This window comes from Moheibacter stercoris, assembly GCF_040545805.1.
GTDB lineage: Bacteria > Bacteroidota > Bacteroidia > Flavobacteriales > Weeksellaceae > Moheibacter > Moheibacter stercoris.
Genome location: NZ_JBEPMO010000002.1, coordinates 22,747 through 36,024 on the forward strand (window position 1 = coordinate 22,747; position 13,278 = coordinate 36,024).

The 13,278-nt window shown below is 37.4% G+C and carries 9 protein-coding genes; 4 read left to right on the plus strand and 5 right to left on the minus strand.

Going from position 1 to position 13,278, the window contains the following annotated elements; translation table 11 throughout:
* Window positions 1-5: 5 nt before the first annotated feature.
* From ileS to ABID46_RS02050, 4 genes are all read right to left on the minus strand, one after another.
* Window positions 6-3,428 (minus strand): isoleucine--tRNA ligase, encoded by a 3,423-nt coding sequence (gene ileS, locus ABID46_RS02035; protein WP_354506471.1) that lies wholly within the window; start codon window positions 3,426-3,428, stop codon window positions 6-8.
* A gap of 139 nt (window positions 3,429-3,567) precedes the next feature.
* Complete coding sequence (locus ABID46_RS02040) at window positions 3,568-4,008, minus strand: VanZ family protein (RefSeq protein WP_354506474.1); 441 nt, start codon at window positions 4,006-4,008, stop codon at window positions 3,568-3,570.
* A gap of 21 nt (window positions 4,009-4,029) precedes the next feature.
* On the minus strand, window positions 4,030-5,109 hold the full coding sequence (locus ABID46_RS02045; protein WP_354506477.1) for an RluA family pseudouridine synthase: 1,080 nt from the start codon (window positions 5,107-5,109) through the stop codon (window positions 4,030-4,032).
* Between the two features lie 4 nt (window positions 5,110-5,113).
* Entirely contained in the window at window positions 5,114-6,079 is a 966-nt protein-coding gene (locus tag ABID46_RS02050; protein WP_354506480.1) for a PASTA domain-containing protein, read from the minus strand.
* A 204-nt stretch (window positions 6,080-6,283) separates the two neighbouring features.
* Here ABID46_RS02050 and ABID46_RS02055 point away from each other — a divergent pair, with 204 nt between their 5' ends.
* A complete protein-coding gene (locus tag ABID46_RS02055) occupies window positions 6,284-7,273 on the plus strand; it encodes a D-alanine--D-alanine ligase (protein ID WP_354506483.1) in 990 nt (329 codons plus the stop codon).
* Entirely contained in the window at window positions 7,261-7,731 is a 471-nt protein-coding gene (gene coaD, locus ABID46_RS02060; protein WP_354506486.1) for a pantetheine-phosphate adenylyltransferase, read from the plus strand. Before ABID46_RS02055 ends, coaD begins: the two co-directional genes overlap by 13 nt.
* On the opposite strand, the gene rnhB is transcribed toward coaD, so the two are convergent.
* Window positions 7,728-8,324, minus strand: coding sequence for a ribonuclease HII (gene rnhB, locus ABID46_RS02065; protein ID WP_354506489.1), 597 nt, complete (start codon window positions 8,322-8,324; stop codon window positions 7,728-7,730). The two genes, coaD and rnhB, sit on opposite strands and share 4 nt — an antisense overlap.
* A gap of 92 nt (window positions 8,325-8,416) precedes the next feature.
* Between rnhB and ABID46_RS02070 the strand changes: the two genes are divergently transcribed.
* Together ABID46_RS02070 and ABID46_RS02075 are read left to right on the plus strand one after the other, a co-directional pair.
* Window positions 8,417-11,608 (plus strand): SusC/RagA family TonB-linked outer membrane protein, encoded by a 3,192-nt coding sequence (locus ABID46_RS02070; RefSeq protein WP_354506492.1) that lies wholly within the window; start codon window positions 8,417-8,419, stop codon window positions 11,606-11,608.
* 11 nt (window positions 11,609-11,619) lie between these two features.
* Window positions 11,620-13,212, plus strand: a complete 1,593-nt coding sequence (locus ABID46_RS02075; protein WP_354506495.1) for a SusD/RagB family nutrient-binding outer membrane lipoprotein — start codon at window positions 11,620-11,622, stop codon at window positions 13,210-13,212.
* Window positions 13,213-13,278 lie beyond the last annotated feature (66 nt).

Sequence of the window (13,278 nt, forward strand, 5' to 3'; positions counted from 1 at the left end):
TTTTTTTAAATTTTTGAAATCGAAATTTCGGTTTCTAATCCATCTAATTCTATTTTCGTTCCGCCCTGAATATCAGCTTCGATTAAAAGCTGCTCCGTAAGCGTTTCCGAACAAATATAATCTTTATTTTGATTTATTGCATTTTCTAATTGTTCATCTTTTTTCACAAACAATTTAATTTTGTCGGTCAATTCCAAACCAGTTTCCTTGCGCAAATTTTGGATTCGGTTGACCAATTCTCTTGCCAAACCTTCGGATTTCAATTCTTCGGTCAAAGTAATATCCAAAGCAACGGTTAAATTTCCATTAGAAGTAACCAACCAGCCTGGGATGTCGGAAGTGGCAATTTCGAAATCTTCCAATTCCAATTCGACATTTTTCGTACCCAAATCCAATTCCAATTTCCCGTCAGTTTCCAATTTTAAGATATCATCATTGGTCAATTTCGCGGTTGCAGCCGAAATTGCTTTCATATCTTGGCCGTGCTTTGGACCCAAAGTTTTGAAGTTGGGTTTGATGCTTTTCACCAATAAATGCGAAGCTTCTTCGTTGGTCAACAATTGAATTTCCTTGACATTGACTTCTTGTTTCAACAATTCCGAAACTGACTCCAAACGTTCTTTCATTTGGTTATCCAAAACCGGAATGATCACTTTTTGCAAAGGTTGACGAACTTTTAAATCCGCTCCTTTACGCAAAGATAAAATCATGGAAGTTGCTTGTTGCGCCAATTGGGTTCTGATTTCCAATTCGGAATCGATCAAGGATTCATCGACTTTCGGATAAAATGCTAAATGCACAGATTCTGCCGCATCTTTTCCTGTTGCTGCATTCAAATCTTTGTACAAACGATCCATAAAGAACGGAGCGATTGGCGCTGAAATAATGGCAACTTTTTCCAACACAGTATACAAAGTTTGGTAAGCCGAAATTTTGTCTTTTGCATATTCGCCTTTCCAGAAACGTCTTCTACTCAAACGGATGTGCCAGTTTGATAAATTGTCGATCACGAAATCTTGAATCGCTCTTGCCGCACGAGTTGGTTCGTAATCAGAATAGAATTCATCTACTTTTTTGATCAAGGTATTCAATTCCGATAAAATCCAACGGTCTAATTCCGCTCTTTCATTCACTGGAATCTCTGCTTCTTCGTATTTGAATCCATCTACGTTGGCGTACAAAGCGAAGAAAGAATAGGTATTGTAAAGGGTTCCGAAGAATTTACGACGAACTTCATCGACACCCGCTAAATCAAATTTCAGGTTTTCCCAAGGTTGTGCATTGGAAATCATATACCAACGCGTTGCGTCAGGACCATAGGTTGCCAATGTTTCGAATGGATCCACCGCATTTCCTAAACGTTTGGACATTTTTTGTCCGTTTTTATCCAACACCAATCCATTGGAAACCACATTTTTATAAGCGATTTGATCAAAAACCAAGGTTCCGATTGCGTGCAACGTATAGAACCATCCGCGTGTTTGATCGACTCCTTCTGCGATGAAATCTGCTGGGAATTTTGCTCCAGAATCAATCCAATCTTTGTTTTCGAACGGATAATGGAATTGTGCATATGGCATTGCACCCGAATCAAACCAAACATCAATCAAATCGGCTTCACGTTTCATCGGTTTACCCGAAGCTGACACCAGGGTGATTTGGTCCACGATGTTTTTATGCAAATCGATTTTCGCATAGTTTTCTTCCGACATATTGCCTACTTCAAATCCTTCAAATGGATTTTGGGTCATTACACCCGCATTGATTGCTTTTTGGATTTCGTTCATCAATTCTTCTACTGAACCGATGATGATTTCTTCCGAGGTCCCTGAGCTTGTCGAAGGGTCTGTACGCCAAATTGGCAAAGGAATTCCCCAATAACGAGAACGTGACAAATTCCAATCGTTGGCGTTATCCAACCAATTCCCGAAACGACCTTCTCCAGTTGCTTTTGGTTTCCAATTGATTTCTTTGTTCAATTCACTCATTCGATCACGAACCGACGTGATTTTGATGAACCAAGAATCCAACGGATAGTATAAAATCGGCTTATCGGTTCTCCAACAATGCGGATAACTGTGCTTGTATTTTTCAACTTTGAAGGCTTGGTTCATTTCTTTCAAATGAATCGCAATTTCCACGTCAATTGAACGTTCAGGCGCTTCACCTTCATTGTAATATTCGTTTATTACGTATTTTCCACCGTAGCCATCTGGAAGAGATGCAATGAATTTTCCTTGCAAATCCACCAATGGAACAGGGTTTTCATTTTCGTCCAATACCAACATCGGCGGAATTCCGTGTTCTTTGGCTACTTTGGCATCATCCGCACCAAAAGTTGGTGCAGTGTGAACGATTCCGGTTCCGTCTTCTGTGGTCACGAAATCTCCATCGATCACTTGAAATGCTTTGTCTGCATCTTCATATGGCAATGCCCAAGGCAATAATTGTTCGTATTTGATTCCTACCAAATCAGAACCTTGATAGGCTTCTAAAATTCGGTAAGGAATTTTTTTGTCACCTTCTTTGAAGTTTTCGAAATCGGTTTCTTCCGCTGATTCAAAATAAGTTTTCCCAAATACAGAATTCAATAAAGCTTTTGCCAAAATGACTTTCTGTGGACGGAAGGTATATTGGTTGAACGTTTCGACTAAAACATAATCGATTTTTGGACCAACGGTCAAAGCAGTATTTGATGGCAAGGTCCAAGGAGTAGTCGTCCAAGCCAAGAAATAGACATCGCCCTCGATTCCTTTCAAGAAATCAGATGAATCTTTGATGGCTTTGAAACAAGCAACTATTGATGTATCGGTCACATCGCGGTAGGTTCCAGGTTGGTTCAATTCGTGGGAAGAAAGACCGGTTCCTGCTTTTGGTGAATAAGGTTGAATGGTGTAACCTTTGTACAACAAATCTTTGTCGTAAATCTGTTTCAACAACCACCAAACCGATTCCATATATTTGGGTTCGTAGGTGATGTAGGGATCTTTCAAATCGACCCAATACCCCATTTTTTGGGTTAAATCGTTCCAAATATCGGTATAGCGCATCACGGCTTCGCGACAAGCTTTGTTGTATTCTTCGATCGTGATTTTCTTTCCGATATCTTCTTTGGTAATCCCCAATTCTTTTTCCACACCTAATTCCACTGGAAGTCCGTGCGTGTCCCAACCGGCTTTACGGTGAACTTGTTTTCCTTTTAGGGTTTGATAACGACAAAAAATATCTTTGATTGCTCTCGCCATCACGTGGTGAATACCCGGAAGTCCGTTTGCAGAAGGAGGTCCTTCGTAAAAAACGTAGTTTTCTTGGCCTTCACGTGTGCTCACACTCTTTTCAAATGTTTGGTTTGCTTGCCAATCATTTAAAACATCATTTGCTAATTGAACTAAATCAAGTTGTTTGTATTCTTTAAAATTCTTGCTCATTTCGTATCGTTCCAAATCTCAAAAACAATTACCAGAATCGCTTTTGATGAATTCCTAATTCGTTTGATTTCCTTAATTTTTAAGGAGATGCGAATTTACGAAAAAATCTTCTTTTTAGGAATAGAATCCAAAGGGGAAATTAGTCTTGAGGAAATTTAAAAATCTGAGCTTGAAAGAATTTCGATCTCATCAGAAAATTTCCCAGAATTACTCCAATTGAATTCAGTATGAAATCATCGACATCGGCAATTCCTCGACCCGTGATATACTGAAGAAATTCCATTAGAATCAAACCTATCCAAAAGTAAATTAGGTTCCACTTTAAGGATTGAAGTTTAGGGGAAATTAGCCCTAAAAATCCGAATGGAATGAATAAAACAATGTTGCAAATGATATTGATAAAAAAATGGTAAAATCCGTTTTGAAGGAAGATAAAATCGCCAATGGTTTTAAAGGGAATGAGTTGAATTTGCTTGAAATCATCGGCCATTCGACCAAAACCAAACAGCATCAGATAGATCAATCCAAGAGAATAAAATGCAAAAACAATTCTTAATTCTTTTGGACTAATTCTTCTCAAAATCAAAATTTCTAATGATTTCTACCAATTTTCATTTCCACTTTTATCGATTTCTTGATCCATATTGGGATCGTCTTTGGAATGCTTCGAATAGTTTCGCCACTTCTCCAACAATTCCACCATATCATTTGGCATTGGCGATTCGAAATTCATTCTTTCTCCAGAAACTGGATGATCAAATCCTAAAGTTTTGGCATGAAGTGCTTGACGAGGACAAGTTTTGAAACAATTTTCGACAAATTGTTTGTATTTGGTAAAAGTAGTTCCTTTTAGAATTGAATTTCCACCGTATCGATCATCATTGAACAAAGGATGACCTAAATGTTTGAAGTGTGCACGAATTTGATGCGTACGACCCGTCTCTAATTTACATTCTACCAAAGTTACATATAGAAACCTCTCCTTAACCGCATAATGCGTTATAGCAGGTTTACCTTGATCACCTTCTGGAAAAACAGCCATCTGCATGCGGTCTTTTAAATGTCGTCCAATATGACCTTCAATCGTCCCTTTATCTTCTTCCAAACTACCCCAAACCAATGCATCGTATAATCGATCTGTCGTTCTGGCTTTGAATTGAGCGGTTAAGGACTGCATCGCTTGTTCGGTTTTGGCGACTACCAAAAGTCCGCTTGTATCTTTATCAATTCGGTGCACCAAACCTGGGCGTTCCAAATCTTGAGACATAGAAGGAAGGTTGTCAAAATGGAATTTCAAGGCATTAACCAAAGTCCCTTTGTAGTTTCCATGTCCAGGATGAACCACCATTCCTGGTTCTTTATCTATTACGACCACCGAATCATCTTCATAGACGATGTTCAAGGGAATATTTTCAGCAAGAATATCAATGACACGAGGTGGTTCCTCTAGCATAACTTTTATTTCATCACCCGGTTTTACTTTATAATTGGACTTTACGGGAGATCCATTTACCAAAATAAATCCATTATCTGCAGATTTCTGAATTTTATTTCGGGTAGCTTGTTCGATAAAATTCATCAAAAACTTATCGATGCGTAATGGCTCTTGACCACCACTAACTACAAAAGAGTATTGCTCGAACCATTCTTGTTTGTTCTCGCTATTTTCAATATGGGACATATTCTTAATCTATTTGAACGCCTTCTGGTTGTTCTTGCGGAACATTTTTAGGAGGCAATTGAGATTCTTGCACTGATGGAGTATTATCAGTTGACAATTCAGTTCGATCTTTTAGTTGCAATTGACGTTCATATTCCGCAATTGCGGCAGAATCTTTTAAGTCGTTTCGATATTGTCGATCTAAATCTTTCACTCTCATTGCTAATTCAGCTGGACTTCTGGAAGAAAGCCACAAATCAACAGGCAATCCTTGGTCGTAATTATCACCAGCAATTGGATATTGATAAAAAACACGAAGGACGGAACTATCGGAAACCGACTCCTCAACGACCAATCGACCTACTTCAAATTGATTGGCAACAATAGTGGATCTTGCTTGATCTAGCCCCATGCCAATTAGGTTTTCCATTTTTACTCCATACTCCAAACCTTTTCCTAACACAACATCTACTCGGGCAAATCTTGGCAATATGGTTTTGCTGGTGATTTGTTTTCCTTGGAACATCACACGCAATACTGCGTCTTTTGCAATGTCTGGCTCATAGATAGTATCACCTACTTCTAAGCCCGATAATTTTAATTGTGTAAAAGCCAATCGTTTTGACTTTCCAATAATATCGGGTAATTCAACTGGCAACCAAGTACGAGGATTGGACTTGATAAAAATTCTTCTACCTTCTTTTACTTTAAATCCTTTTTGTGGATAATAATCCAAAATCGCAAAAGGAGCTTTGGTAGAATCAAATTTCACACTATCTATTTCATAGGTAAGATTTAAATCTTCCAATGTTTTGATAGCTTCCTTTATGTTCATTTGAGATAAATCGGGTATTTCCATTACCTCATTATGATTGGTATAGGAATTCAAAAATACTCGGAAGGTAAAATGGTAAAGACCATAAACTGCAAGCGCCATTAAAACAATACTTGCCCAAAATTGCCATTTCGTTAATGCTCTAAAGAATTTCACTCGCTTAATTTTAAAATTTTAGTTACAAAAATTTAACCAAAAAATCTTGCAACCAATTAATGAGCAAACTTACATAATTTTTTTTGCCTAATTTTTTAAAATATCCAAGCTACTTATAAAAATTTCAATTTTGCTTGAATTAAACAGATGAAAATTACCTTCAAAAATGGAAATGATACTATCTTTGACTTAAATTTCAATTCAATGTTACATATTGCAGTCGTCGCAGGTGGATATTCAGACGAATATGTGGTTTCGCTAAAAAGTTGCGAATTGGTTTACCAAAGTATCAATCCTGAAAAATACAAAGCTACTAGAGTTCGTATACTAAAAGAAGGATGGTATGCGGAGATTGAGGGAGAAAAATTCCCCATCAACAAAGAAGACTTTAGTTTTGAAAAAGACGGAAGGAAAGAAACCTTTGACTGCGTTGTCAACATCATCCACGGAACGCCAGGTGAAGATGGATTTATGCAAGCCTATTGGCAACTGATTGGAATGCCCTTTACAGGTTGTTCCATGTATCAATCTGCTTTAACATTTAATAAAAAAGATTGCATTGCCGTCTTGGACAAATATGGAATCCCTCATGCGAAATCGGTATACATCCGTCAAGATTTACCTTACAATAAAGAAGAAATTCTGGAGGTTGTTGGATTGCCTTGTTTCGTCAAGCCCAATCAATCGGGTTCGAGTTTAGGGATTTCTAAAGTTAAGTCTCCTGACGAATTTGAACAAGCGTTGGAAAAAGCATTTCATGAAGATCCAGAAGTTTTGATTGAATCTTTCTTGGAAGGAACGGAAGTTTCTGTAGGTGTTTTAGGCATGAATGGTCAAACCACTGTAGTAGGAATTACAGAAATCATCAGTCAAAACGAATTTTTCGATTACGAAGCGAAATATTTGGGCGCTTCGGAAGAAATCACGCCAGCAAGATTGGATGAAGAAACTAGAATTCGTGTAGAAGAAATTTCGAAAAAAGCCTATGATTGTTTGCAAATGACAGGAATTTCGCGCTCGGAATATATCATTGTGAATGGAATTCCACATTTTTTAGAAATGAATACTTTACCTGGTTTTTCACCAGCAAGTATATTTCCTCAACAAGCTGCTTATGCAAATATTGACTTAATGGATTTATTTGATAGCGAAATTCAAGTTGCCTTAAATAGAAAGACATTATGGAACGAATAGCCGTATTTCCTGGGTCATTTGACCCTATCACAATAGGTCATTATGATATCATCGAACGAGCAGTTCCTTTATTTGACAAAATCATTGTTGCCATTGGACAAAATTCACAAAAGAATTATATGTTTTCATTGGAACAGCGAAAAAAATGGATCGAAGATTCTTTGAAAAAATTCCCCAATGTGGAAGTAGATATTTACGAAGGATTAACGGTGGATTATTGTAAAAAAGTTGGAGCAGCATTTATCCTTAGAGGACTACGTAACCCAGCGGATTTCGAATTCGAAAAAGCCATTGCACACACCAATAGAGCGATTACGAAACAAGATATTGAAACAGTCTTTTTGTTAACCTCATCGGGGAAAGCCTACATATCTTCCAGCATTGTACGAGATGTCTTACGAAATGGTGGAAATTATGAAATTTTAGTCCCGAAAGAGGTCAGAATCACCGAAGTTTAAATATCTAACTTTAGTTGTGTTGGCAACAATTTAAAGGACATACGATGGTGAATGGTCGTTCCAATTTCTGAAATCGCCAATCGATGTTCGGTTGTCGGATACCCCTTATTTTTGGACCAATTATAGGTTGGATATTCTTGATGGATTTTCTCCATGTATTCATCACGATACGTTTTCGCCAAAATAGAAGCAGCTGCAATGTTAAAAAATTTCGCATCTCCTTTAACCACACAAGTATGCGGAATAGATTGATAGGGTTTGAATCGATTTCCATCGACGATTATATGTTCTGGTAAAATACCCAATTGATCTATCGCTCGATGCATTGCCAAAATGCTCGCTTTTAAAATATTTATCGTATCAATTTCCTGAGCCGAAACTTGAGCTACTGCCCAATATTCTGCATGCTCTTCAATATATTTTCGCAAAGTATTTCGCGTGGATTCTGTCAATTTTTTTGAGTCGTTAATTAAGGAATTGTCGAATTTTTCACCAAGAACAACTGCGGCTGCAAATACGGGCCCAGCCAAGCATCCACGGCCTGCTTCGTCGCATCCAGCCTCTATCACATTGAGAATTAATTGCTTTTTCATGGGTTCAAATCAAAAATTAACACTTAAACATAATGCATATCTATTAATTTAATGTTAATTTAGCTTCATAAAACATTAAATTCTTTAACAAAATGAGTACAAAGTTAAGAGGTTTACTTGTGCTATTTGGAATCCTTTTCGGAGGAATTTTGATGGCGCAAGAAAAATCAGTTACAGGAACTGTAACTGACGCTAACGGGTTCGCTCTTCCAGATGTGGTCGTAAGATCTTCCTCAGGAGAAGAAGTGTACACGGATGATGATGGTAAATATTCAATTCAAGCAAGTGAAGGAGACACACTCTTCATTGAATCGCTTGGGATGGATGTTGTTACTGTAACGGTTGGGGCTAGTAACACCTACAACGCAACATTGCGTGCGGGAGGTTCCATCGAATTAGAAGGTGCTGTCGTAACGGCATTGGGTATTACAAGAGATGAAAAAGCTTTGGGGTATTCTGCTCAGAAAGTGGATGGCGACATGTTATCTGCTTCAAGAGTATCAAATCCTTTGAATGCTTTATCAGGTAATGTAGCGGGTGTTAACATCGTGAATCCTTCTTCAAACTTAGGTGGTTCTACTAGAATTACGATGAGAGGGGTTACGTCTTTAACACAAGAAAACAGACCATTGATTGTTATCGACGGAATTCCAATGAACAATTCCAACTTCAACACGACTACCGCTCAACGTGGTGCAGGTGGACGCGACTATGGAGATATGGCGTATGACATCAACCCAGATGACATTGAGTCAATCAACGTTTTGAAAGGAGGACCAGCTGCGGCATTGTATGGTTCAAGAGGTGCAAATGGGGTGATTATGATTACCACAAAAAATGCTAAAAAAGGTAGAGATGAAATCGTTTTCAACACTGGATTCTCAGTAGATGCGATCTCATTGTTCCCTGATTTGCAAAATTCATATGGTGGTGGTTATGGTGATACATTCCAAACTGCAAACATCAATGGAACTACTTATAATTTAGTTCATTATGCAATGGATGAGTCTTGGGGTCCTAAATACGATCCAAACACTTACGTATTGCCTTGGAATGCATTTGACCCAGAATTCGCAAATGATTATTTAAGACCAGTTCCATGGGTTGCTCCACAAGCTGACGCTAAAGACTTCTTCAGAAGTGGTTTAACGTTTACAAATAGTGTTGCATTTGGAAAATCATATGAAAACACATCGGCTCGTTTATCCTTATCAAATGTTGCTCAAAAAGGGATTGTTCCAAATTCTGAATTAGAAAGAACAACTGTTAACTTATCTGTTGACAATAAATTTAGCGATAAATTAACTGCTTCTGCAGAATTAAACTATATCAGCACAGTTGGTTTCAACAGACCAGAAGTTGGATATGGTGACAATAGTGTTATCCAGAAAATGTTCCAGTGGGGGCAAAGACAATTGGATTACAACGTATTAAAAGACTATAAATTAAGCACAGGTGAGCAAAGAACTTGGAACAGAAGAGCTTGGAACAATGCTTTACCTCAATATTCTGACAACCCATATTGGACAGTTTACGAAAATACGTCAACTGATACCAGAGATCGTTTTTATGGAAACGTGAAATTGAAATACGAATTCATGAAAGGATTGTATGCAATTGGAAGTGTGTATGGTGATACTTATTCATTTGATATCAACTCACAAGTTGCAATTGGATCACAAGCTCAATCTGGATACGCAGTATCTGAATTTAATTTCACAGAGATGAACTACGAAGGTCGTTTACACTTCGATAGAACATGGGGTGATTTCAGCGTAAACTCTTTTGTTGGGGTTAATAGAAGAAACCAAGACAATGAAAATATGCAAGCCAATACAAATGGTGGATTAATCGTTCCGAATTTGTATAACCTTGGAAACAGTTTAGAAGCTCCAACAGTTTTAAATAGAAAATACAAAAAACGTGTAAATAGTATTTTCGGAGGAATTTCATTAGGATTCAAAGACATGTTATTTGTGGATGTTACGGGACGTAATGACTGGTCATCAACATTACCATCAGATAATAATTCTTACTTCTATCCTTCTGTATCGGGATCATTTGTATTTTCTCAGTTAATGCCACAGAATGATATCTTAAATTTCGGTAAAATCCGTGGAGGATGGGGAGAAGTTCGTAATGATACTAATCCAAATGAGTTAATCAATACGTATATTGCTGGTGACCCAGGAATTTTTGGAGGTACTCCAGGATTCTCAAACCAAGCAAACAAGAAAAATCCTTTCTTGAAACCAGAGTTAATTTCAACATGGGAAGTTGGTATCGAAGCATCGATGTTCAAAAAACGTTTGATGTTTGACGTAACTTATTATGAAAAATTAACAGAAGATTTGATCATGGCTGTACCAGTTTCTCCAGCAACAGGATTTACAACTAAAAACTTGAATTCTGGATCAATGGAAAACAAGGGTATTGAGGCTTTGGTTACGTTAATCCCTGTTAGAACAAATGATTTTGAATGGGCGTTGACTTGGAACTTTGCGAAAAATGACAACATGGTAATCGACTTAAATGAAGGATTACAAACAGTTGTATTAGGAAGTGCTCCTTTCGTAGCTCAAATCGCTGCTGTAAAAGGTGAGAAATGGGGTCAAATTAGAGGATCTGATTTCGTTTATGACGAAGCAGGTAATAAAGTAGTAGGTGCAAATGGATTGTATTTAAGAACTCCAACTACTAACTTAGGTTCTGTATTACCAGATTACAACATGGGATTGAGAAACACATTCTCTTATAAAAATTTAAGCTTAAGTGCTTTGATTGACATGCAAAAAGGAGGAAAATATTTTTCTACTTCCAACATGTGGGGAATGTATAGTGGTATGTTAGCAGAAACTGCTGCAAACGGAATTCGTGAAAATGGACTTGTAGTTGATGGTGTAACTGGAACTGTTGATTTTTCTGATTTCGCAACCAATGGCACTTATACAGTAACCAATACAGCTCCAAATTCAACCAACGTTGATGCTCCAGATTATTTTGCACATTACTATTCTGGTCCTACAGCTCAAAACGTATTTGATGCAGATTATTTCAAATTGAGAGAGGTAACATTAACTTACTCTTTCCCACAAAGAATGACTGGACCATTTAGCGGTGTTCAATTATCAGTATATGGTAGAAACTTGTTGACTTGGGGATTGGATAATGACAATTTTGATCCAGAAATGTCTTCAACAGGTAGTGGAAATATCCAAGGTCTTGAAGGAGGTAACTTACCGCCAGTAAGATCAATCGGTATGAATGTTAGATTACAATTTTAATAAACAGATTTATGAAAACTATAAAAAATAAATTCATAATAGGAATTATGGGATTAGGTCTATTAGGACTTAATGCTTGTACAGAAAATCTGGAAGAAATCAACACAGATTTAAATTTTCCAGAGGTAGTTCCTACCAATATGATTTTTAGCGAAGCCAACAGAATGTTTGTAGACAATACACGTGATGGTTGGTGGTCTGCTAGAATGACGCTTCCTTGGATGCAGTATTCTGCCCAATTGGCTTATACCGAAGAGGATTCTTATCAATATAGAGAAACTCAAACTACAAATGGTTGGAACATTATTTATCGCCAAACACAAAACTTGAAATCAATCATCGATTTTTGTGAAAATCCAGAAACTTCGGTTCAAATGGCGGCTTATGGTAATTTGGACAACCAAATTGCTGCGAGTAGAGTAATGCTTGCGTACATGTTTGATCAATTAGCAAGTCACTTTGGTGATATTCCTTATTGGTCTTACGGAACAACAGATCCAGATTTTCAAGCATTGCAAATTGATGAGTACCTTCAACCAAAGTATGCTCCTCAATCAAAAGTTTATGCAGATATTCTGAAAGAATTAAAAGAGGCAAGTGAGCAATTCAATACAAGCGAGCCTGTATTTACTTCTGGAGATAACATTTATGGAGGTGATGCTGTTAAATGGAAAAAATTTGCTAATTCATTGCGATTGAGAATTGCAAACAGAATTAAATCAGTTTATCCAGAAGCAAATTCACACATCAATGATGCTATTGCAAGTGGAGTATTTACTTCCAATGCAGATAACGCAGTTCATTCATTCTATTCTTCTTCAACAGAAGCGAGCCCATTCTGGCAAACATTCTTTGTGGACAATAGAACAGACTTTGCAACCAATAGTGAATTCATCAATTTATTGAAAGGTGAGTCTGGAGATTATGGTGTAGATCCAAGATTACAAAAAATGGCTGCCCCAATTGGAGTTGAACCTGCAGATGTAACAAGTGGTAACTATTCTGAAACTTCAGATTTGTCTCAATACAAAGGAATGCCTTATGGTCTACCAGCTGGTAGAGTTGCTGACAATGGTGTTGTTGGTTTAACTTCTTTTGTATCTGCTGAAATCCTTTCTCCAACTTATGGTGAAGTTTTAATGGAGTATTCTGAAGTAGAATTCTTATTATCAGAAGTTAATAATTGGAGCCAATCTAACTATGAAGCTGGTGTAAGAGCATCTATGGAAAAATGGGGTGTTGCTCCAAGTGCTATCGATGCATACGTAGCAAATTTACCTGCTGCTAACATGGAACATGTAATCACTCAGAAATATATCGCATTGTACATGCAACCACAAGAAGCATGGTGTGAATATAGAAGAACTGGATACCCAGACGGTGATATCTTATTATTACCTGGTGGAACTGGAAACGAATTAAATGGTGATCCATATGTATTTGTTCCAATGATGTCAGGAAATGTTATCGCTACCGATATTCCTTATCGTGTAAGATATCCTCAATCTGAATTGAACACCAATGCCAACAACTACAATGATGCAGTTCAGGCAATGGGTGGAGCAGATGAAATCAATGTTAAACTTTGGTGGGACGTTAACTAATCTCATTTATAACATAGAATTTAATAAGAACCCCGCAGACGCGGGGTTTTTTATTGGCCATAATTC